Annotated in this window: 23 protein-coding genes, 1 tRNA gene and 1 pseudogene; 6 read left to right on the forward strand and 19 right to left on the reverse strand. The window is 59.2% G+C overall.

Going from position 1 to position 20,096, the window contains the following annotated elements; genetic code table 11:
- Positions 1-86 precede the first annotated feature (86 nt).
- Entirely contained in the window at positions 87-668 is a 582-nt protein-coding gene (locus tag PVZ78_RS15570; protein ID WP_273828927.1) for a hypothetical protein, read from the forward strand.
- 95 nt (positions 669-763) lie between these two features.
- Here PVZ78_RS15570 and PVZ78_RS31820 read toward each other — a convergent pair.
- Positions 764-880 (reverse strand): annotated as a pseudogene (locus tag PVZ78_RS31820) (phage tail protein); the annotation flags it as partial.
- 811 nt (positions 881-1,691) lie between these two features.
- Here PVZ78_RS31820 and PVZ78_RS15580 point away from each other — a divergent pair.
- The gene (locus PVZ78_RS15580; protein WP_273828928.1) at positions 1,692-1,904 is read left to right on the forward strand and encodes a hypothetical protein; all 213 of its coding nucleotides are present in this window, start codon (positions 1,692-1,694) and stop codon (positions 1,902-1,904) included.
- The gene (locus tag PVZ78_RS15585; RefSeq protein ID WP_101282084.1) at positions 1,904-3,016 is read left to right on the forward strand and encodes a phage integrase Arm DNA-binding domain-containing protein; all 1,113 of its coding nucleotides are present in this window, start codon (positions 1,904-1,906) and stop codon (positions 3,014-3,016) included. Before PVZ78_RS15580 ends, PVZ78_RS15585 begins: the two co-directional genes overlap by 1 nt.
- 87 nt (positions 3,017-3,103) lie before the next feature.
- Here the strand turns inward: PVZ78_RS15585 and PVZ78_RS15590 are convergent.
- The 9 genes from PVZ78_RS15590 to thrS all read right to left on the reverse strand — a co-directional run bounded on the left by PVZ78_RS15590 (position 3,104) and on the right by thrS (position 10,571).
- A tRNA-Pro gene (locus tag PVZ78_RS15590) sits at positions 3,104-3,180 on the reverse strand.
- Positions 3,181-3,271: 91 nt separating this feature from the next.
- Positions 3,272-3,628, reverse strand: coding sequence for a MerR family transcriptional regulator (locus PVZ78_RS15595; protein ID WP_007920509.1), 357 nt, complete (start codon positions 3,626-3,628; stop codon positions 3,272-3,274).
- Complete coding sequence (gene ihfA, locus PVZ78_RS15600) at positions 3,609-3,911, reverse strand: integration host factor subunit alpha (protein ID WP_002553164.1); 303 nt, start codon at positions 3,909-3,911, stop codon at positions 3,609-3,611. The genes PVZ78_RS15595 and ihfA overlap by 20 nt, the downstream gene beginning before the upstream one ends.
- A gap of 3 nt (positions 3,912-3,914) precedes the next feature.
- Positions 3,915-6,293 (reverse strand): phenylalanine--tRNA ligase subunit beta, encoded by a 2,379-nt coding sequence (gene pheT / locus PVZ78_RS15605; RefSeq protein WP_273828929.1) that lies wholly within the window; start codon positions 6,291-6,293, stop codon positions 3,915-3,917.
- A gap of 36 nt (positions 6,294-6,329) precedes the next feature.
- Positions 6,330-7,346: a phenylalanine--tRNA ligase subunit alpha gene (gene pheS / locus PVZ78_RS15610; protein WP_007920512.1), complete on the reverse strand. Its 1,017-nt coding sequence runs from the start codon at positions 7,344-7,346 to the stop codon at positions 6,330-6,332.
- A gap of 109 nt (positions 7,347-7,455) precedes the next feature.
- Positions 7,456-7,812: a 50S ribosomal protein L20 gene (gene rplT, locus PVZ78_RS15615; RefSeq protein WP_007905879.1), complete on the reverse strand. Its 357-nt coding sequence runs from the start codon at positions 7,810-7,812 to the stop codon at positions 7,456-7,458.
- Positions 7,813-7,842: 30 nt separating this feature from the next.
- Entirely contained in the window at positions 7,843-8,037 is a 195-nt protein-coding gene (gene rpmI, locus PVZ78_RS15620; RefSeq protein WP_002553160.1) for a 50S ribosomal protein L35, read from the reverse strand.
- Positions 8,038-8,097: 60 nt separating this feature from the next.
- Positions 8,098-8,649, reverse strand: a complete 552-nt coding sequence (gene infC, locus PVZ78_RS15625) for a translation initiation factor IF-3 (RefSeq protein WP_169914426.1) — start codon at positions 8,647-8,649, stop codon at positions 8,098-8,100.
- Entirely contained in the window at positions 8,649-10,571 is a 1,923-nt protein-coding gene (gene thrS / locus PVZ78_RS15630) for a threonine--tRNA ligase (RefSeq protein ID WP_009048132.1), read from the reverse strand. The genes infC and thrS overlap by 1 nt, the downstream gene beginning before the upstream one ends.
- Before the next feature lie 384 nt (positions 10,572-10,955).
- Between thrS and PVZ78_RS15635 the strand changes: the two genes are divergently transcribed.
- Both PVZ78_RS15635 and PVZ78_RS15640 read left to right on the forward strand, forming a co-directional pair.
- The gene (locus PVZ78_RS15635; RefSeq protein WP_009048131.1) at positions 10,956-11,255 is read left to right on the forward strand and encodes a hypothetical protein; all 300 of its coding nucleotides are present in this window, start codon (positions 10,956-10,958) and stop codon (positions 11,253-11,255) included.
- 293 nt (positions 11,256-11,548) lie between these two features.
- Positions 11,549-11,761, forward strand: coding sequence for a cold-shock protein (locus PVZ78_RS15640; protein WP_003179963.1), 213 nt, complete (start codon positions 11,549-11,551; stop codon positions 11,759-11,761).
- Between the two features lie 73 nt (positions 11,762-11,834).
- Here PVZ78_RS15640 and PVZ78_RS15645 read toward each other — a convergent pair whose 3' ends face one another.
- Positions 11,835-12,146 (reverse strand): I78 family peptidase inhibitor, encoded by a 312-nt coding sequence (locus tag PVZ78_RS15645; RefSeq protein WP_009048130.1) that lies wholly within the window; start codon positions 12,144-12,146, stop codon positions 11,835-11,837.
- Positions 12,147-12,308: 162 nt separating this feature from the next.
- The gene (locus PVZ78_RS15650; RefSeq protein WP_009048129.1) at positions 12,309-12,614 is read right to left on the reverse strand and encodes a hypothetical protein; all 306 of its coding nucleotides are present in this window, start codon (positions 12,612-12,614) and stop codon (positions 12,309-12,311) included.
- Positions 12,615-12,777: 163 nt separating this feature from the next.
- Here PVZ78_RS15650 and PVZ78_RS15655 point away from each other — a divergent pair, with 163 nt between their 5' ends.
- Entirely contained in the window at positions 12,778-12,990 is a 213-nt protein-coding gene (locus PVZ78_RS15655) for a hypothetical protein (protein ID WP_009043057.1), read from the forward strand.
- Positions 12,991-13,024: 34 nt separating this feature from the next.
- Here PVZ78_RS15655 and PVZ78_RS15660 read toward each other — a convergent pair whose 3' ends face one another.
- The 7 genes from PVZ78_RS15660 to PVZ78_RS15690 are packed head-to-tail and all read right to left on the reverse strand — an operon-like array spanning position 13,025 to position 19,999.
- Complete coding sequence (locus PVZ78_RS15660) at positions 13,025-14,053, reverse strand: nucleoside hydrolase (protein ID WP_009048128.1); 1,029 nt, start codon at positions 14,051-14,053, stop codon at positions 13,025-13,027.
- A gap of 40 nt (positions 14,054-14,093) precedes the next feature.
- A complete protein-coding gene (rbsD, locus tag PVZ78_RS15665; RefSeq protein WP_273828930.1) occupies positions 14,094-14,498 on the reverse strand; it encodes a D-ribose pyranase in 405 nt (134 codons plus the stop codon).
- Positions 14,495-15,412: a ribokinase gene (gene rbsK, locus PVZ78_RS15670; RefSeq protein ID WP_273828931.1), complete on the reverse strand. Its 918-nt coding sequence runs from the start codon at positions 15,410-15,412 to the stop codon at positions 14,495-14,497. The genes rbsD and rbsK overlap by 4 nt, the downstream gene beginning before the upstream one ends.
- A 22-nt stretch (positions 15,413-15,434) precedes the next feature.
- Positions 15,435-16,454 (reverse strand): LacI family DNA-binding transcriptional regulator, encoded by a 1,020-nt coding sequence (locus PVZ78_RS15675; RefSeq protein ID WP_009048125.1) that lies wholly within the window; start codon positions 16,452-16,454, stop codon positions 15,435-15,437.
- A 3-nt stretch (positions 16,455-16,457) separates the two neighbouring features.
- Positions 16,458-17,435: an ABC transporter permease gene (locus PVZ78_RS15680; RefSeq protein WP_273828932.1), complete on the reverse strand. Its 978-nt coding sequence runs from the start codon at positions 17,433-17,435 to the stop codon at positions 16,458-16,460.
- Positions 17,432-18,985: a sugar ABC transporter ATP-binding protein gene (locus PVZ78_RS15685; RefSeq protein WP_124314847.1), complete on the reverse strand. Its 1,554-nt coding sequence runs from the start codon at positions 18,983-18,985 to the stop codon at positions 17,432-17,434. The genes PVZ78_RS15680 and PVZ78_RS15685 overlap by 4 nt, the downstream gene beginning before the upstream one ends.
- Positions 18,986-19,042: 57 nt before the next feature.
- Complete coding sequence (locus tag PVZ78_RS15690) at positions 19,043-19,999, reverse strand: sugar ABC transporter substrate-binding protein (protein ID WP_009043052.1); 957 nt, start codon at positions 19,997-19,999, stop codon at positions 19,043-19,045.
- Between the last annotated feature and the right edge of the window lie 97 nt (positions 20,000-20,096).

A 20,096-nucleotide genomic window follows, 5' to 3' on the forward strand; every position in this document is an offset into this window, starting at 1 on the left:
GTATCTCCGCTGGAAACTTCAGCAACGAAGGTTCGGCCCGATTCAGCCGATCAGCGTTCAACCTGTCATGGAAAACGGGAAGTGCTATGAACCAACATAAATTGCCCCTGCTTCTACTAGCAGTACTCGCGGCGGGCACGGGCGGCTGCAAACAAGAGGTGGCGGCTGCCTATAACGGGCCGTTCGGCCTGCAGATGGGCATGACCGCCGAGCAGGCCCGGGCAGTCACCGAGGTTCTGGGCAGCAACGATCGGCGCAACCTCATGCTGGTCGAGCACCCGCCGAGGCCGATTGCCGGGTTTGATCATTTATCACTCAAGTTTGGTAAAGAAGCCGGGCTGTGCGAAATCTACACAGCGGTCGAGATGCCGGAGAATGCGCAGGACTCGGCCATTCGCGCCCGCTTCGAAGAATTGACTCGTCTACTCACCCAGCGCTATGGCGCGCCCTCGGTAGCCATCGACCAGGCAGTGGATGACGAGCGAGAGCAAGTCCTGGTGTCCCAGTGGCTGGCCTCCCAAGGGGCGAGTCTGGAAGGTGCGCAGGAAGCCGTGCTGACCGTTGGCAGACGCGATGTCGACCCCATCAGTATCAGCCTGTCCATTTCCGGCCCCGGGTCCGAACAGTGCCAGCAGGAGCAACGTCAGGGGCCGACCGACGCTTCTTGAATGGCGTCCAGCTCATCACCAGGCATGCTGGCTTTTAAAGCGCTGATTGGCCTCAGTTTAAGGCAACGAGGTGTCTACGAAACCCGGGGCGATTCAATCATGTCCCCTCGCTGCGGCTGGTCGACCCGCACAAATCCCGCCGCTTCATAGGTCTGTTCATAGAGGCTCGGCCCGGCCGGGTCTTCCCACCATCGGCTTGCCTGGAGAAAAGCATGCCTACAACCACGACCCCTTCTCAACGGAATGAGTTCGCCAACCTTGGCGCTCGTCTGATTCGCTTCGGCCAGGCGCTACAGGAAGGCTCGACAACCGTAGGTAAGCTCACCTCCCTGGCAGCAGCATGCGGTATCAGCTTCAAGCTGAAAGCTACTGCGGAACAGGGAGAGCCCCAGAATGGCTAGAACACTCCTTCGGGTCCGAAGTAAGGGTGTGGCCTTCTACCTGAACTCTGAAACCTCCCCCCCCATACCGGGCATCGAAATCGCTACCGCCTATTCAAGACGGAAAATTACGGCCGCGAAAAATCGGGCTGGATTCAAGTGGGTTCGATTGCTGGTAGGGAGTTGATGGCGATTCAGGGAGAGATAGCCTTGCTCGAAGCTTGTGAGGCGCTATTCAGCAGCAAGAAACCTCACCGCTATGGTGCGATACGCGGCAAGCCGGGCAAGTGGGAGGGAGAGGCATTCCCTTATCGGATGGACATGGCTATCAGCGGCTCAGAAGGAGTTCGCCACAGCCCGCCGGAAAGTCGACGGATAGCCAGGACAACGGACTGGGCGAACGACTCAACGATATCCGTGCGCAATGCCGGCAACCATCAGAGCTTTCCAAAATGCCCACGCCCGAAATCTGAATTGGCGCTCGTCCCGGCCAGCACATTCGCCCCTTTACAAGTGCGCTGGGCCGGTCGAGCGGCGCAACTCTACAAACTGTCGAGACATCTGTCTCGAACACAATTCTGAATAAACCTGAAAGCCTGCCGCCACCCGCGGCACGCTAGCCCTATCCGGTTAGAGGCACTAAATGAATCGAGAACTGATCAAGATCAGCGAATTTCAACGCCGGTTTTGGGGAGATAACGGAACCCCACCCTGCCCCCAGGCGATCCGCAACTACATCCGGAACGGACAACTCCCAGGCGAGCAGATAGGCAAGCTCTGGTACGTTGACTGGGCTGCATTCACCAAGTCAGCCGGTAACGATCTCGTCGCGATGGTATTGAAAGGAGCTGCATGATGGCACCAAGGCCGCGCAAAACTGCGAACAAGAGCCTTCCGCAGAATCTGTACTTCGATGCGCGGCGCGGGACATATCGCTACCGGCGGCCGACCGACGGGAAACTCTTCCCGTTCGGCTCCGATCGCCTGAAAGCAATCGACGCAGCGAAGCAGCTGAACCTAGAGTTCATGCGTGGTGCAGATCTGATCGGCGCCGTGATGGGTAACTCATCCGAGTCTTTCGCCGGGTTCCTCGACACCTATGAACGTGATGTCCTGCCTCCGCGGGAACTGGCCAAAGGCACATTGGGCCTGTACGCCGTCCACTTCCGCCGCTTTCGGAAGCACTTCGAAGGCAAGGCCGTGGACCAGATCACGATCCGCATGATCGCAGAAATGCTGGATGCCCTTACCCCGCGCACCGCCAACCAATGCCGGGCGCTGCTGATCGACATATTCAACCATGCGGCGGCCAAGGGCCTATGCCCGGATAACCCGGCGGCCAGCACCATCAGCCGCATCGAGAAGAAGCAGCGCAAGCGACATACCATCGAAGGCCTTAAGACGATCCGGGAGAAGTCGCCAACCTGGCTGCAGAACGCGATCGACCTCGCCCTGATCACGGCTCAGCGCCGGACGGACATCCTCAATATGCGGTTCGACGGGGTTCGGGAGGGGTTTCTGTACGTAGTGCAGCAGAAGACGGCCAAGGCCAGTGACGCGGCATGGATCCGGTTCAAGGTGACCGATGAGCTCCAGGCTGTGATCAGCCGGTGCCGGGATGATATCGCTTCCCCCTACTTGGTTCACCGCCGGCCGGATCGCCTGAAACAGAAGCAGGCGCAGACGAAAGAGCATTGGACGCAGGTGGAGGAGCGATATTTGACGCGAGCCTTCAAAGAGGCCCGGGAACTGGCGGGTTGCTACAAAGGTTGGAAAGAAGAGGAGATGCCAGGCTTCCACGAAGTGCGAGCGCTATCACTGCACCTGTACCAGAAGGCCGGGAAAGATGGGCAGAAGATCGCGGGTCACGCGAGTGAGGCAATGACCAAAAACTACCAGCGCGACCACGCCGAGATCATCTGGTCCGAGGCGATTCCCGACCTGAATATCAGCGAAATCACCGGGTAGTTTTGCGCTAGTTTTGCGCGGGTATTGCGCAGGCACAAAAAAGCCGATCATATGATCGGCTTAAGTGTCTGATTTTACTCAGGAATATGGTCGGGACGGAGTGATTCGAACACTCGACCCCTAGCACCCCATGCTAGTGCGCTACCGGACTGCGCTACGCCCCGACTAGGCGTGTTACTGGGTTTGCTTCTTAACGAAGCGCTCAAGAATATATCGCAAGCTTTTGAAATTTGGAAGTATTTTCAAAGCAGAAAATCACTTCTTGAGTACCACCAGAACGTCCTCCAGTTCGGAGATCATCTGACGGATCAATTGCTTGTACTGTGTGGTGTCGTCTTTGGCTTCATCACCGGAAAGGCGCAGGCGTGCTCCACCGATGGTGAACCCCTGATCATAAAGCAACGCGCGGATCTGCCGGATCATCAGCACATCCTGGCGCTGATAATACCGGCGATTTCCGCGGCGCTTGACGGGGTTGAGTTGAGGAAACTCCTGCTCCCAATAACGCAGCACATGCGGTTTGACCGCACAGAGCTCACTGACTTCTCCAATGGTGAAGTAGCGCTTGCCCGGAATGACCGGGAGCTCGTCGTTATGACTTGGTTCCAGCATAAGCCTCAACTCGGGCCTTCAACTTCTGCCCTGGACGAAAGGTGACCACACGGCGTGCCGTGATCGGGATTTCTTCACCCGTCTTCGGGTTGCGGCCAGGTCGCTGGCGTTTATCCCGAAGGTCGAAGTTACCGAAACCGGACAATTTGACCTGTTCGTTGTCTTCGAGAGCGTGCCTGATTTCCTCAAAAAACAGCTCGACCAATTCCTTGGCCTCACGTTTATTCAGGCCCAGCTCTTCGTAGAGACGTTCGGCCATTTCAGCTTTCGTCAGAGCCCCCATACGTCACTTCCTTAACGTGGCGTTCAACCTGTGTTCGAGCGAGGTGAGGATATTTTGCGTCGTGGAGTTCACCTCATCGTCATTAAGAGTGCGCGATGGATGCTGCCAGGTCAAGCCAACTGCAAGGCTTTTTCTATGAGGATCAATGCCTTTACCTTGGTACACGTCAAACAACCTGAGGTCTGTCAGCCATTCGCCTGCATTCTCACGGATTACATCCAACACCGCACTGGCGGCAACATCGCGATCAGCCAGCAGGGCCAAGTCACGACGCACTTCAGGAAAGCGCGACAACTCGTGGAATTCAGGCATTTTTCCCGAGGCTACTTCGGCCAGGACCAGCTCGAAAACGAAGACCGGACGGTCGAGACCGAGGGTTTTCGACAATTCAGGGTGGATAGCGCCGATATAGCCAACCAGACGACCTTCACGCTCGATGCGCGCGGTTTGACCCGGGTGCAACGCAGGGTGCTTGCCAGGCGCAAAAGTAAAAGCATCGAGTGCGCCGGCAAAGCCCAGCACCGCTTCCACGTCAGCCTTGACGTCAAAGAAGTCCACAACGTCGCGACCTTGTGCCCAACCTTCCGGCAGACGAGTGCCGCACACCACGCCGGCCAGCATCGGCTCTTGCTTCAAGCCTTCCAGTTGACCGACGAAACGCAGACCGCTCTCGAACAGACGGACACGGTCCTGCTGACGGTTCAGGTTGTGCTGAAGCGCCTTGACCAGCCCCGGCCACAGCGACGAACGCATGGCAGCCATGTCGTTGGAAATCGGATTGGCCAGCAACAGCGGCTCGACACCTGGATTAAACAACTCGAACTGTTTCGGATCGATGAAGCTGTAAGTAATAGCTTCCTGATAACCGCGGGCCACCAACAAACGACGCAGCTCAGGCAGATCGCTACGAGCTTCGGCCTTGGCTTGTGGAGCCAGACGCGCTTGTGGGTAGCGAACTGGCAGGCGGTTGTAGCCGTATAGACGAGCCAGCTCTTCGATCAGATCGACTTCCAGGCTGATGTCGAAGCGATGGCTTGGCACTTCAACGCGCCACTGCCCTGCCCCATCAGCGGAAATCTTCAGGCCCAGGGCACCGAGCAGACGCTCGACCTCCGGCGCCTCGATTTCCATGCCCAGCATCTGGGTGATGCGCTCGGCACGCAGGGTGATCGGAGCGATCGACGGCAGGTGCTGCTCGCTGACCGCTTCGATAATCGGGCCGGCTTCGCCACCGGTGATCTCCAGCAGCAGGCCAGTGGCACGCTCCATGGCTTCACGGGCCAGTTGCCAGTCCACACCACGCTCGTAGCGATGCGAGGCGTCGGTGTGCAAGCCATAGGAACGAGCTTTACCAGCGACAGCGATCTGGTCGAAGAAAGCACTTTCCAGGAAAACATCGCGGGTGGTAGCAGCTACGCCACTGTGTTCGCCACCCATGACGCCGGCAATCGCCAGAGCCCGGGTATGGTCAGCGATAACCAGGGTATCGCTGCGCAAGGTCACTTCCTGGCCGTCGAGCAAGACCAGCTTCTCACCCTCTTCTGCCATCCGTACACGGATGCCACCGTTGATTTCGGCAAGATCGAAAGCATGCAGCGGCTGCCCCAATTCGAGCATTACGTAGTTGGTGATGTCCACAGCCGCATCGATGCTGCGTACTTCAGCACGACGCAGACGCTCGACCATCCACAGTGGGGTCGGCCTGGACAGGTCGACATTGCGGACGACCCGGCCCAGATAACGCGGGCAAGCCGCGGGAGCCAGCACTTCAACCGGACGCACTTCGTCGTGCGCAGGCGCGACGGATAGCACCACTGGACGGGTGACTGGTGCGGCATAGAGCGCGCCAACTTCACGGGCAAGCCCCGCCAGCGACAGGCAGTCACCGCGGTTAGGAGTCAGGTCGACTTCAATGCTGGCATCGTCCAGCTCCAGGTACTCACGGAAATCCTTGCCTACCGGCGCATCGGCCGGCAATTCCATCAGACCGTCATCGCCCTCTCCCACCTGCAGTTCTGCCTGGGAGCACAGCATGCCGTTCGACTCAACACCGCGCAGCTTGGCCTTCTTGATCTTGAAGTCGCCAGGCAGCTCTGCGCCGATCATGGCGAAAGGGATCTTCAGGCCCGGACGCACGTTTGGCGCACCACACACGACCTGGAAGGTTTCCGCGCCATTGCTGACCTGGCAAACACGCAGCTTGTCGGCATCAGGGTGTTGTTCGGTGCTCAGCACCTCGCCCACCACCACGCCACTGAAAACACCGGCGGCCGGCGTCACGCTATCGACCTCAAGACCGGCCATCGACAGACGAGCAACCAGCTCGTCGCGACTTACCTGCGGGCTTACCCAGCCGCGCAGCCATTGTTCACTGAATTTCATCCTGCTCTCCTGAAAGATTCGTTACGGGCGTGCGACCTAGCGAAATTGCGCGAGGAACCGCAAGTCGTTGTCGAAGAACAGGCGCAAGTCATTCACGCCGTAACGCAGCATGGCCAGACGCTCGGCGCCCATACCGAAGGCAAAGCCCTGGAACTCTTCCGGATCGATCCCGGACATGCGCAGCACGTTCGGGTGAACCATGCCGCAGCCCATGACTTCCAGCCAACCGGTCTGCTTGCAGACACGGCAACCTTTACCGCTGCACATCACACATTCCATGTCGACTTCGGCGGACGGCTCGGTGAACGGGAAGTACGAAGGACGGAAACGCACCGCCAATTCTTTTTCGAAGAACACCCGCAGGAACTCTTCGATGGTCCCCTTGAGGTCAGCGAAATTGATGTCGCGATCGATCAGCAGGCCTTCGACCTGGTGGAACATCGGCGAGTGGGTGATATCGGAGTCGCTACGGTACACACGGCCTGGGCAGACGATGCGGATCGGCGGCTGCTGCGATTCCATGGTGCGGACCTGTACCGGCGAGGTATGGGTGCGCAACAGCATGTTCGCATTGAAATAGAAGGTGTCATGCATCGAACGGGCCGGGTGGTGGCCTGGGATGTTGAGCGCCTCGAAGTTGTGATAGTCGTCTTCGACCTCAGGGCCTTCGGCGATGCCGTAGCCGATATGGGTGAAGAACTGTTCAATACGTTCCAGAGTCCGGGTCACAGGATGCAGACCGCCGGAGACCTGGCCACGGCCAGGCAGGGTCACATCGATGGACTCGGCGGACAGTTTGGCAGCCAGTTCGGCTTCTTCAAACAAAGCCTTACGCGTATTGAGAGCCTCTGTAACACGCTCCTTGGCAACGTTGATCAGGGCGCCGACCTGCGGACGCTCCTCTGCCGGCAAATTCCCCAGGGTCTTCATCACCTGAGTCAATTCACCCTTCTTGCCAAGGTACTGAACCCGGATTTGCTCCAGGGCATTGATATCTTCAGCGCTTTGCACAGCCTCTAGTGCTTGAGAGACCAGCGCATCCAGGTTTTCCATGTACAGACTCCAGATACAAAATAGGGGAAGAGCTTGTAGGCTCTTCCCCTATTTATGACGTTTAACACCTGGGCCCACAGAGGTGAGCCCGGGTGACTGTCGGGGGTACTTAAGCCAGAGTGGCTTTAGCTTTCTCGACAATCGCAGCAAACGCCGCTTTTTCGTTCACTGCCAGATCAGCCAGAACCTTACGGTCGATCTCGATGGACGCTTTTTTCAGGCCGGCGATGAAACGGCTGTAGGACAGACCGTTGATACGAGCACCTGCGTTGATACGAGCGATCCACAGAGCGCGGAACTGACGTTTTTTCTGACGACGGTCACGGTAGGCGTATTGGCCTGCCTTGATTACCGCTTGCTTGGCAACACGGAATACGCGGGAGCGCGCGCCGTAGTAGCCTTTAGCAAGTTTCAGAATTTTTTTGTGACGTTTACGGGCAATGACGCCACGCTTTACACGAGCCATGAGTTACTTCCTCTATTCTTGATCCAAAAATTAACGAAGGCGCAGCATGCGCTCGACTTTTGCCACGTCAGACGGATGCAGCAAGCTGCTACCGCGCAGTTGACGCTTACGCTTGGTCGACATTTTGGTCAGGATGTGGCTCTTGAAAGCGTGCTTGTGCTTGATACCGTTAGCAGTTTTCAGAAACCGCTTAGCAGCACCACTTTTGGTTTTCATCTTTGGCATGTTCGGATACTCCGCATTCAGTTGATAAACATAATCAGAAGGCCTGCCGTGCCCTGTTGATTACTTCTTCTTTTTCGGGGCGATGACCATGATCAGCTGGCGTCCTTCCATCTTAGGATGCTGTTCGACCGAACCGTACTCTTGCAGGTCAGCTTCAACCCGCTTGAGGAGTTCCATCCCCAGCTCCTGGTGGGCCATCTCACGGCCGCGGAATCGCAAGGATACCTTGGCCCTGTCCCCGTCACTCAGGAAACGTACCAGGTTGCGCAGTTTTACCTGGTAATCCCCTTCCTCCGTCCCTGGACGAAACTTGATTTCTTTTACCTGAATCTGCTTCTGGTTCTTCTTCGCCGCAGCAATCTGCTTCTTCTTCTCGAAGATCGACTTGCCGTAGTCCATCACACGGCAAACCGGTGGGACTGCGTCGGCGGAGATTTCCACCAGATCAAGCTTGGCTTCTTCAGCAATACGAAGCGCTTCATCAATCGAGACGATGCCAATCTGCTCGCCGTCAGCGCCAATTAACCGAACCTCGCGTGCCGAGATATTCTCGTTGATCGGGGCTTTCGGTGCAGCTCGTTTATCTTGTCTCATTTCACGCTTAATAATAATTACTCCGAATCTGGGCGACCACGCCGGGAAACCGCTTGTGCAAGGAACTCCGAGAATTGAGCGACGGGCATCGAGCCCAGGTCAGCACCTTCACGGGTACGCACAGCGACAGTCTGCGTCTCGACTTCCCGATCTCCAATAACCAAGAGATAGGGAACCTTGAGCAAAGTATGCTCGCGGATTTTAAAGCCGATCTTTTCATTTCTCAAGTCGGACTTGGCACGAAATCCGCTTTGGTTGAGGGTTTTTTCCACTTCGAGGGCAAAATCTGCCTGTTTATCAGTGATATTCATCACCACGGCCTGGGTCGGAGCCAGCCACGCAGGGAATGCGCCTTCGTAATGTTCGATCAGAATCCCGACGAAACGCTCGAAGGAACCGAGGATCGCCCGGTGCAACATCACCGGATGTCTACGGCTGTTATCTTCGGAAACGTATTCAGCGCCCAGACGGATCGGCAGGTTGAAATCGAGCTGCAAGGTACCACACTGCCAGACACGCCCCAGGCAGTCTTTCAGCGAGAATTCGATTTTCGGGCCGTAGAATGCACCTTCCCCTGGCTGCAGGTCGTATGGCAACCCGGCACTATCAAGCGCAGCGGCCAAGGCATTTTCAGCGCGATCCCACAGCTCGTCGGAGCCCACACGCTTTTCAGGGCGGGTGGAAAGCTTCATTTCGATGTCCTTGAAGCCGAAGTCGGCATAGACATCCATGGTCAGCTTGATGAATGCCGCGGATTCGGCCTGCATCTGCTCTTCGGTACAGAAGATGTGCGCGTCGTCCTGAGTGAAGGCACGCACACGCATGATGCCGTGCAACGCACCGGACGGCTCGTTACGGTGGCAGGCACCAAACTCAGCCAGACGCATCGGCAGCTCGCGGTAGCTCTTCAGGCCCTGGTTGAACACCTGCACGTGGCACGGGCAGTTCATCGGCTTGATGGCGTAGTCGCGGCTTTCCGACTCGGTAGTGAACATGTTTTCGGCGTAGTTGGCCCAGTGTCCGGATTTCTCCCACAGGCTGCGATCGACCACCTGCGGAGTCTTGATCTCCAGGTAGCCATTGTCGCGCTGAACCTTGCGCATGTACTGCTCGAGCACCTGGTACAGGGTCCAGCCGTTCGGATGCCAGAACACCATGCCCGGCGCTTCTTCCTGGGTATGGAACAGGCCCAGGCGCTTGCCGATCTTGCGATGGTCGCGCTTCTCGGCTTCCTCGATACGCTGGATGTAGGCCGCCAGTTGCTTCTTGTCCGCCCAGGCAGTGCCGTAGACACGCTGCAACTGCTCGTTCTTGGCATCGCCACGCCAGTAGGCGCCGGACAGCTTGGTCAGCTTGAAAGACTTGAGGAAGCGAGTATTCGGCACGTGCGGACCGCGGCACATGTCGACGTATTCTTCGTGGTAGTACAGGCCCATGGCCTGTTCGTTCGGCATGTCCTCGACCAGGCGCAGCTTGTAGTCTTCACCGCGAGCCTTGAACACTTCGATCACTTCGGCGCGCGGAGTGACTTTCTTGATGACGTCGTAATCTTTCTCGATCAGCTGCTGCATGCGCTGTTCGATTGCCGCCAGGTCGTCCGGGGTGAAAGGACGCTCGTAGGCGATATCGTAATAGAAGCCTTCATCGATCACCGGACCGATAACCATCTTCGCGGTCGGATACAGCTGCTTGACCGCGTGGCCAACCAGGTGAGCGCAAGAGTGGCGAATGATCTCCAGCCCCTCTTCATCCTTTGGCGTGATGATTTGCAGGGTCGCGTCGCTGTCGATCAGATCGCAGGCGTCGACCAGTTTGCCATTGACCTTGCCGGCCACGGTGGCCTTGGCCAGACCTGCACCAATGGATGCGGCGACCTCGGCTACGGAAACCGGATGATCGAATGAACGTTGACTGCCGTCGGGAAGAGTAATAGTGGGCATGGCGCCTCCTCTCCTAGTGGTGACCCCTACCAAAGGTCACGTGGGTTGGGATGAGCCAGTACGCGGTTCGATCCAGGCCGTTCGTGACGAACGCCTGCCTCACAGTGGCAGGAGCCTTGCGGCCAACCGGTAAAACGAACCAGAGTGACTGGAGTTCAAATCAGAAAAATAGAGGCATAGACCGCGGTGGGATTGAAACTCGCCCAGAGCCTGAAAACACCCAAGCCGGGCATGCTAGCACAGATGAACGGTCATCGCGCCGTACTTCCCACCGGGACAGCGTAGCAGCGCTTTCTAAGCTACAAAGTGAACTTGATGTGTACCCAAGGTCTCAAATACACCGAGAATCGCCATTCTTGTACCAACCCCAGGAGAGCTCGACTCATGCGCCTCACCCAACTATTCGCCCTTGCCGCCCCTTTCGCCCTGCTGCTGCCACTGAGCGCGCAAGCCGCCTGGCCAGCCGGGGTACGCGCCGAATACATGAAGGATTGCACGGCTGCCGCCAGCCAGAGCGTTGATGTGAAAAGTGCGGAAAAGCACTGCGCCTGTGGTGCGGACAAGCTCAATGAGAAATTCACTACCGACGAAATCAAACAACTCATGAGCAAGCAGACTCAACCGGATCCGGCGCTGAGAACCAAGGCGCTGGAGGCTATTGCCGCTTGCCGGGTGGTGAAATAAGTCTTTAAAGCGCGAGAGAGGGCCTTGAATCAGGTTCGATGCGATCTGAAAACCGACCTTTTTTCACAATTTACGCAGCTTTTACGGCTTTTTTTATCACCGAATATTTTCGCTGAAAGCCCCTTAAACCGGGGCCTTCAGCCGATCGGAGCAACAAAACGGACTCAAGCACCTGGGAATCGGCACGTCCAGGGGGCTCCCAAGTCGAACATTTCGACTATGATAGCCCGGTGTGCCCAGTTGGCCTGAGCAGCACAGTACTACTGAAAATATATGTTTCTTGGAGATACACCATGTCTAATCGCCAAACCGGCACCGTAAAATGGTTCAACGATGAAAAAGGCTTCGGCTTCATCACTCCTCAAGGTGGCGGTGACGACCTGTTCGTACACTTCAAAGCTATTGAAAGCGACGGTTTCAAAAGCCTGAAAGAAGGCCAGACCGTTTCCTTCGTGGCTGAGAAAGGCCAAAAGGGTATGCAAGCTGCACAAGTTCGTCCTGAGTAATTTCTCAGCGAGCTAAAAAAACCCCGTCCATGTGACGGGGTTTTTTATGCACGGTGCAAAAACGCCGACAGGATCAGCCGCAGTTGACCCGAGTGATCACCAGGTTGTTATCGGTGTTGAGGTTCAGCCGATCGGAACGGTATTCCAGGGTGATCATGTCATTCGGCTTGAGAATACGGGCGTTCTGCGCACCTGCGCGAGTGCGTGCCTGCTCCAGCAGCTCAGGCGAAGCTTTTTTGCCGATGGCGAATTCGGCCGCCTTAGCCTCACAGCGACTATGGCCGCTCTCGGTCGCTACCGGATCCTTATCCGGCGAAGAAGTGCTGCACCCTGTCAAAACGACTGCAGCCAACAAGGTACCGAATGACGCGAGCTTCCAAGGCATGAAGCCTCCTTTTCAAAAATAAGCAGAGATAGTGCGACAACCACTCTGACTATTGGTTTCACAAACGGACTGGCCAATGGCCTCTTGGCCAAGACAGCGGGCAAGTCTGCATCAGGTACGGCCACGTTTTCATGCAGCAATCGTGACTGGATATGAACAGACTCAGTAAATATCGATGTAATCGAACGGTGGCTTCGGCCAGTTCTGTTTCAATGCGTTAAGAATCTGCGTCACCCAGACCTCATCGCTAGCCGCTACAAGGCCGACATAACCGGAGCCGGCAGCCCAGGTTTCCAGCCTGAACAGCAGGCCGTCGATTTCCGCACCACCGACCACGCCCGACGAGATATAGGCAATCCCCGTCTTGGTCACTCGCAGCTGGGTATGCACATCGTCACTGGCCGACGCCAGCAACTGGCGCACCGCCTCGAAGGTCAAGGCATCAGGGTTGTTCAAATCGATCTGCACACGGGCACCCTTTGAAAACAGACAATGACCAAGTGTCGCACAGCCCTCCCCTCATGCCTAAGTCGGAGTGCGAAAAGCCCGCCAAGGTGTTTAACTCTACAAGACCGGAAGCCCTCGACAAGCGCCTGTCCGGCCCGCCCATTTCCGAGCTTGCGAGACATCCATGGCCACCGTGACGATCGACGCCGACATCAAAGCCAAATGGCCCGAAGGCCACTGCTCCTATAGCCCCGGCAGCCCCGAAGAGCTGGCGATCATCGGCATCGACCTACTGATCAGGGAACTGGGCACCGAAGCGGCCCAGACGTTCATCGAGCAGATATTCGAGAAGTATCCCGGCGAGCACTCGGGCACGCCGGATACAGGGAAGGCGTAACGCCCGACAGGCTGGCACCTGCCGGGAATATCACTTATTTCAGGCGAGCCAGGCGCTCGGTCAGCAGATCGAAGAAGCCCTGGGCATCGCCATTCTCCACCCAGAACACGTTCTTCTCCTGCTTCAGGCCGTCGTACCAATCGACGATGGTCTGACCGAAGGTTGGGCCCTCACGGCTGTCGATCACCAGGTTGGCCTGGCGCCCGCTGAACAGCTCGGGCTTGAGCAGGTAGGCAACGACGGTCGCGTCATGCACCGGGCCACCCGGAATGCCGTAGTGCTCCATGTCACCCTTGACGTATTCGTTGAGGATATCGCCCACCACCTTACTGGCATTGTTGTTCAAGGCCGCGATCTTCTGCAGGCGCGCATCGCTGGTCAGTACCTTGTGGGTGACGTCCAGCGGCAGGTAAGTCAGCTTCACACCGCTCTTGAGCACCACCTCGGCAGCCTGCGGATCGGCGAACAGGTTGAACTCGGCCACCGGGGTGATGTTGCCACCATTGAAATGCGCCCCGCCCATGACCACCACTTCCTTGATGCCTTGAGTGATATCCGGTGCCTGGATCAGCGCCAGCGCCAGGTTGGTCTGCGGCCCCAGCATGGCAATGGTGATGCTGTGGGGCTTGGCGGCGCGCAGGGTGTCGATCAGGTAATTGATCGCACTGCCCTCGGCCAGGCCTTTTTTCGGCTCATGCACCGTGACCCCGGAAATGCCTTCCTTGCCATGAATGTTCTCGGCATAGATCGGCGTGCGCAGCAGCGGCTTCGGCGCACCAGCGTACACCGGCACCTCTTCGCGCCCCGCCCACTCACGGGCCAGGCGCGCATTACGCGAAGTCTTGTCCAGGCGCACGTTGCCGGCCACCGTGGTCAGCGCGCGGATCTGCAGCTCTTCCGGCGACGCCAGGGCGAACAGCAACGCAACCACATCATCGGCACCCGGATCGGTATCGATGATCAGATCGATTTTTTCTGCCGCATGGGCGCTGGTAGCAGTGAACAGGGACACGAGCAGAACACTCCGGATCAGGTGCTTCAGTAGCTGAGCATAGCGGTGCATGGCGCACTCCTTTGCGTGGTTGAACAGAGAGAGGCAACGCTCAGAACGTCACCCCGGCAATCAAAGCAATGTTGCAATAAGGCTGACACTCGCCCGTCCGGACGATGGCCCGCGCCTGGCGGCTGAGCACCTTGAACTCATCGTGGCCCAACAGCTTGCGCGCGCCCAGCGCCCCTTCGGTGCTCAGCGCCTCAAGCGCCTGCAAGACCGGGGACTGTCGATCCAGAATCTCCTGCGCCAGTACATGGCCCTCCACCTGCATCTCGCAAAGCACTACCTGCAAGGTGCTGAGGAAGTCCGGAATGCCCTGGGTCAGGGCCAGGTCGATCAATTCGACGCCCGGTGGCACAGGCAGGCCGGCATCGCCGATGATCACGATATCGCCGTGCCCCAGGGAGGCGATCAGTCGCGACAGGGCGACATTGAGCAAGGGTGTCTTTTTCATGCGGGAGAGAACGCCTGTACGTCGGACAACGTGGGAATGGAAGGTTGCGCACCTGGGCGAGTCACCGACAGCGCTGCCGCGACCTGGCCGAAACGAATCGCCTCGACCTCGCTCTTGCCGGCAGCCAGGGCGGCAGCAAAACCACCGACGAAGGTATCGCCAGCGGCGGTGGTATCGACCGCCTTGACCTTGGGCGCCGGGAAATGCTCGAAGCTCGTGCCATTGGCAAACAGCGAACCCTGGGACCCGAGCGTGATGATGACCTTGCCGGCACCGGCGGCGATCAGGCGGGCGGCCGCGGCTTCGGCGCTTGCCAGGGAATCCACTGGCAAGCCGCTGAGGGCCGCGGCCTCGCTTTCGTTGGGAATCAGATAGTCGATGGACGCGTACCAGTCTGCCGGCAACGGGCCACTGGCCGGTGCAGGGTTGAGGATCACTGTCTTGCCCAGTTCACGGCCGCGCTTGAGGCTATACCCCACCGTGGGCAGCGGCACTTCGAGCTGGCAGATGATCACGTCGGCCGCCTGCAGCACCTTGTCGAAGCCGCTGACGACCTCTGGCGTGAGCTGACCGTTGCCACCGGCCACGATCACAATTGCGTTCTGGCTGCTGTCGTCCACCACGATCAAGGCGACGCCACTGGAGCCGGGGACAGCGGTGACGGCCTGGCAATCGATCTGTTCGGCGAGCAACGCCGAACGCAATTGCTCGCCGTAGGCATCATCACCGACGCAACCGATCATCGACACCTGGGCGCCCAGACGGGACGCCGCCACTGCCTGGTTCGCCCCCTTGCCACCGGAAACCGTGGCGAACGACTGGCCGATCAGGGTTTCACCGGCACGCGGCAGCCGCTCGGCCCGGGTGACCAGGTCCATGTTGAGGCTACCTACTACCACTACTTTTGCTGGCATACATCGATACTCACAATTCGATTCAACGGTACTCGGCGAATGCGCCGACCACGGGCGCCGTCGACTCGCGCAGGACAATGCTTGGCGTGACGATCCGCTGGTCGGTCGGCAATCCAGGCGCAGCGATACGACGCAGCAACAGCTCCGCCGCCTGCTCGCCCAGTTGCAGGATCGACTGGCCGACCGTGGTCAGCGCCGGATACACATAACGGCTCATCTGGATGTCGTCGAAGCCAATCACCGACAGCTCGCTCGGCACCCGGATATTGCGCTCCGCCGCCGCGCGCAGCACACCGATGCCCATCATGTCGTTGCCGGCGAAGATCGCGCTGGGCGGGTTGCGCTCCAGCAACTGGGCCGCCGCGTGATAACCGCCGGTGCTGGTGAAGTCGCTCTGCAGGATACGCTCCGCAGGCACCTCCACGCCGGCTTCGCGCAACGCCCGCTGGAACCCCGCCAGACGCAGCTGCGCCACGCTGGTGTAGTCCGGACCGCCGATGCAGGCGATATCACGATGGCCCAACTCGAGCAGATGACGGGTCGCCAGGTACGCGCCGTATTCGTGGTCGATCCGCACCAGGTCCGCATCCACCCCTTCCAGCCCCCGGTCGACGATCACCATCGGTGTGCGCACAGCCGCCAGGCCCTTGGCCAGCCCACCGTCGCCACCTGCCGAGGTCACAATCAGGCCGTCGATGCGTTTTTCCAACAGCACCCGCAGGTAGCTGCGCTGTTTTTCCGGGTCATCGTCGGAGTTGCAGAGAATCACGCAGTAGCCGTTGCGCTCGCAATAATCCTCGATCCCCCGGGCCAGTTCGGCGAAATACGGGTTGAGGCTGTTGGGCACCAACAGGCCGATGGTCGCCGTGGTCTTGGCCTTCAGCGAGCGCGCCACGGCGCTGGGCACGTAGTCGAGCTGCTGGATCGCCGCCTCGACCTTGATCCGCACCTCCTCGCTGACCGGGCGTGTCTTGTTCAACACGTGGGAAACCGTGGTGTAGGAGATCCCCGCGAGGGCCGCCACATCTTTGATCGTTGCCATGACTCAGCTCCGCCGGCTTGCGCGCTGGCTGCGATAAGTATCCAGCACCACCGCAATCACGATGACCGCGCCGGTGATGATACGTTTGGTCGGCTCGGTCGCGCCGATCTGCGCCAGCCCCGCGGCCAGCACCGAGATAATCAACACCCCGAAAAAGGTGCTGATCACCGATCCGCGTCCGCCCATCAGGCTGGTACCGCCGATCACCACGGCCGCGATCACTTGCAGCTCCAGGCCGGAGCCGGCATTCGGGTCCGCGGCCTCCAGGCGGGAAATCTGGAACAGCGCGGCGATGCCCGCCAGCAGTCCCATCAGGCTGAACACCAGGATCTTGTAGGGCTTGGGATTGATGCCGGCCAGGCGCACCGCTTCCTCGTTGGTGCCGATGCCGATCAGGTAACGGCCGAACACCGTGCGCGTCAACACCGCCTGGGCGATGAAGATGATCAGCAAGGCGATGATGAAGGACGGCGAGATGCCAAAGGCGATCGGGTTCGACAACCAGGCGAAGGCATCACCGATATAGGCAGTGCGCGAGCCGGTCATCTGGTAAGCCACGCCGCGGGCCATTTCCAGCACGCCGAGGGAGACGATGAACGAAGGAATACGCCAGGCCACGGTGATCGAGCCGGTGATAGTCCCGGCCAATGCCGCGCAGCCCATGCCCAGCAGTGCCGCCGGGATGACACTCCAGCCCCAGCCGAGAATCGCCACGCTGACGGTGGAGGCCGCCAGGGCCAGCACCGAGCCCACGGACAGGTCGATACCGCCGATGATCAGGACAAAGGTCATGCCCACCGCCAGCACCATCAGGTCCGGGATCTGGTTGGCCAGGGTGCTGAAGGTGTCGTAGGAAAGAAAGTGGCTGCTCAGCGTCGAGAACAGCGCAATCATGGCCAGCAAGGCACCGGCCAGCCCCAGGTAGGTGCCCAGGCCGTAGTAGTTGCCGCCACATTTGCCGGCCGAAGATGCAGTTTTCATGGGAGGTCCCTAGGCGCCGCTTCGTTGAGCAACGCATCACGTTTTTGATAGCCGGCGAAAGCGGCGGCAAGCAGTTCATCCTGGGTCCAGCTGTCGCGCTCGAAGGTATCGATCAGGCGCCCGGCGGACAGCACGCCAATGCGATCGCAGATCAGCATCAGCTCCCGCAAGTCACTGGAAACCACCACCAGCGCCTTACCCTGGCGAGTCAGTTCGCCGAGCAGGCCGTAGATGTCGAACTTGGCGCCGACATCGATGCCGCGGGTCGGCTCGTCGAACAGCAGCACCGCGCAATCGCGCTCCAGCCAGCGACCGATGACCACCTTCTGCTGATTGCCGCCGGACAGTTCGGACACCCGTTGCGCCGGCCCCGAACTGCGAATGCGCATGGCATCGATCTGCCGCTGCGCCAGCGCCGATTCGTCACGGCCATTGACCAGGCCGCCACGGGAGATTTCCGGCATGTTGCCCAGGGCGATATTGGCGCTGATGGATTGCGTCAGCAGCAGGCCTTCACCCTTGCGATCCTCGGTGATCAGGGCAATGCCGTGGGCCACCGCGTCGACCGGCGAACGGATATTCGCCACCTGCGCCGGAGAACCCAGGGCAACCGTGCCGCTGTCAGCCTTGTCGGCACCGAAGATCAGGCGCAACAGCTCGGTGCGCCCGGCCCCGATCAACCCGGAAATACCGAAGATCTCGCCGCTGCGCACCTCGAAAGACACGTCCAGTACCTTGTCGGAACGACTCAGGCCGCTGACCGTCAGGGCCGGCGCACCAATCTTGCGCGGACCGAGATCGATGTGCTCGCCCAGCTCGCGCCCCACCATCAGGTTGACCAGTTGCTCGCTGTTGTAATTGGCCATCGGCTCGACGCAAACCAGGCAACCGTCACGCAGCACCGCAATGCGCTGGGCGACCCGGGCCAGTTCTTCCAGGCGATGGGAGATGTAGATGATGGCTACGCCACGGGCCTGTAGACGGGTGATCTGCTCGAAGAGCAACTCGACTTCGCGGGCCGTGAGCATCGCGGTCGGCTCGTCGAGGATCAGCACATGGCAGTCGCCGATCAGGTTGCGCGCGATCTCCACCATCTGCTGGTGGCCGATCCCCAGTTCGCCGACCAGGGTATCGGGATCAATCGCTTCCAGGCCGACCTGAGCCATGGCTTCGATCGCCGCCTTGCGCAACTGTTTGCGATTGATCCAACCGCCGCGGCTGGGCAGGTTATCGAGGAACAGGTTCTCGGCCACCGACAGGGTCGGCAACAGGTTGAGCTCCTGCATGACCATGCGGATACCCAGCTCCTCGGCCTGGGTGCGACTGCCGGGACGGTAAGCCTGACCGTTGAAACGCATCTCTCCGGTGGTCGGGGTCACCAGGCCACCGATGATTTTCGACAGGGTGCTTTTGCCTGCGCCGTTTTCCCCGGTCAGCGCCAGCACCTCCCCGCGCATCAGCGTCAGGTCGATGCCGGTCAATACCGGTTGCGCGTAGGTCTTGCCGATACCGCTGACCGAAAGGACAGCGTTCACAGCGGAAACTGACATAAGAAACTCTCCATGCGCCCGCCTGTTCAGGCGGGCGCCGTTGCGCCGCCAGAACGATTACTGGGTGACCAGCTCAACCGGAGTTTCGATCACGCCATTGGCGCCGCCGTCCACCTTCTCGCCCTTGAGAATCTTCAGGGCTGTCTCGATACCGAAGACTGCCTGCTTGGCGGCGAACTGGTCGGCGGTCGCCAGCACGCGACCGTCCTTGAGCATCGGCTTGATGGCATTGATGTTGTCGTAGCCGACCACCTTGACCTTGCCGGCCTTGCCCGCCGCACGCACCGCCGAAACAGCACCGACGGCCATGCTGTCGTTACCGGCCAGCAGCGCCTTGAGGTTCGGGTATTCGCTGAGCATGGCGGCGGCGACACGGTTGCCGGCGTCGATTTCCCAGTCACCGGATTGCAGCGAGACCACCTTGATCTGCGCGGCCTCCATTGCATCCTTGAAGCCTGCGGTGCGCTGCTGGGCATTGGTGGTGGTCGACACGCCTTCGATGATGCCGACTTCGTCACCGGCCTTCAGGTCCTTGGCCAGGTACTCGCCCACCAGGCGCGCTCCCTTGCGGTTGTCGGGGCCGACAAAAGGCACGCTGATGTTTTTGCTCTTGAGTACCGCCGGGTCCAGCTGGTTGTCGATGTTGATCACGGTGATACCGGCGTCCACCGCCTTCTTGATCACCGGCACCATGGCCTTGGAATCCGCCGGGGCGATCACCAGCGCGTTGACCTTGGAAACGATCATCTGCTCGACGATACGGATCTGATTGGCGGTGTCGGTTTCATCCTTGATGCCGTTGGAGACCAGGTCGAAATCGGCGGCATGGTCTTTTTGATACGCCTTGGCGCCGTCTTCCATAGTGAGGAAGAATTCGTTGGCCAGGGATTTCATGACCAGGGCGACCTTGGGTTTTTCCGGGGTCTCGGCGAATGCCGAAGAGAGAGGAAGCGTAGCGGATGCGGCAGCCAGAACAGCGACAGCGAGAAGACGTCCAGCGAATGGCAGCTTCATGGGTTCACTCCGATCTTATGATTATTGTGAGCAACGCTTGCGCTGGAGTACGCTCGACGACCTTCAGGCCCCGATGAACGCGGCTTGAAGCGAACCT

Origin of the sequence: Pseudomonas sp. SBT1-2 (assembly GCF_028640875.1) — a bacterium.
Classification (GTDB): Bacteria; Pseudomonadota; Gammaproteobacteria; order Pseudomonadales; family Pseudomonadaceae; genus Aquipseudomonas; species Aquipseudomonas chlororaphis_I.

Bases quoted from the DNA above. Each gene is read 5' to 3' on its own strand.
- PVZ78_RS15675 (WP_009048125.1), bottom strand. From the start codon at position 16,454: ATGGCAACGATCAAAGATGTGGCGGCCCTCGCGGGGATCTCCTACACC.
- PVZ78_RS15645 (WP_009048130.1), bottom strand. From the start codon at position 12,146: ATGCCTTGGAAGCTCGCGTCATTCGGTACCTTGTTGGCTGCAGTCGTT.
- ihfA (WP_002553164.1), bottom strand. From the start codon at position 3,911: ATGGGGGCTCTGACGAAAGCTGAAATGGCCGAACGTCTCTACGAAGAG.
- PVZ78_RS15690 (WP_009043052.1), bottom strand. From the start codon at position 19,999: ATGAAGCTGCCATTCGCTGGACGTCTTCTCGCTGTCGCTGTTCTGGCT.
- PVZ78_RS15660 (WP_009048128.1), bottom strand. From the start codon at position 14,053: ATGCACCGCTATGCTCAGCTACTGAAGCACCTGATCCGGAGTGTTCTG.
- PVZ78_RS15680 (WP_273828932.1), bottom strand. From the start codon at position 17,435: ATGAAAACTGCATCTTCGGCCGGCAAATGTGGCGGCAACTACTACGGC.
- PVZ78_RS15655 (WP_009043057.1), top strand. From the start codon at position 12,778: ATGGCCACCGTGACGATCGACGCCGACATCAAAGCCAAATGGCCCGAA.
- PVZ78_RS15595 (WP_007920509.1), bottom strand. From the start codon at position 3,628: ATGCTGGAACCAAGTCATAACGACGAGCTCCCGGTCATTCCGGGCAAG.
- rbsK (WP_273828931.1), bottom strand. From the start codon at position 15,412: ATGCCAGCAAAAGTAGTGGTAGTAGGTAGCCTCAACATGGACCTGGTC.
- pheS (WP_007920512.1), bottom strand. From the start codon at position 7,346: ATGGAAAACCTGGATGCGCTGGTCTCTCAAGCACTAGAGGCTGTGCAA.
- rpmI (WP_002553160.1), bottom strand. From the start codon at position 8,037: ATGCCAAAGATGAAAACCAAAAGTGGTGCTGCTAAGCGGTTTCTGAAA.
- PVZ78_RS15640 (WP_003179963.1), top strand. From the start codon at position 11,549: ATGTCTAATCGCCAAACCGGCACCGTAAAATGGTTCAACGATGAAAAA.
- PVZ78_RS15635 (WP_009048131.1), top strand. From the start codon at position 10,956: ATGCGCCTCACCCAACTATTCGCCCTTGCCGCCCCTTTCGCCCTGCTG.
- PVZ78_RS15685 (WP_124314847.1), bottom strand. From the start codon at position 18,985: ATGTCAGTTTCCGCTGTGAACGCTGTCCTTTCGGTCAGCGGTATCGGC.
- thrS (WP_009048132.1), bottom strand. From the start codon at position 10,571: ATGCCCACTATTACTCTTCCCGACGGCAGTCAACGTTCATTCGATCAT.
- PVZ78_RS15585 (WP_101282084.1), top strand. From the start codon at position 1,904: ATGGCACCAAGGCCGCGCAAAACTGCGAACAAGAGCCTTCCGCAGAAT.
- rplT (WP_007905879.1), bottom strand. From the start codon at position 7,812: ATGGCTCGTGTAAAGCGTGGCGTCATTGCCCGTAAACGTCACAAAAAA.
- PVZ78_RS15570 (WP_273828927.1), top strand. From the start codon at position 87: ATGAACCAACATAAATTGCCCCTGCTTCTACTAGCAGTACTCGCGGCG.
- pheT (WP_273828929.1), bottom strand. From the start codon at position 6,293: ATGAAATTCAGTGAACAATGGCTGCGCGGCTGGGTAAGCCCGCAGGTA.
- PVZ78_RS15580 (WP_273828928.1), top strand. From the start codon at position 1,692: ATGAATCGAGAACTGATCAAGATCAGCGAATTTCAACGCCGGTTTTGG.
- rbsD (WP_273828930.1), bottom strand. From the start codon at position 14,498: ATGAAAAAGACACCCTTGCTCAATGTCGCCCTGTCGCGACTGATCGCC.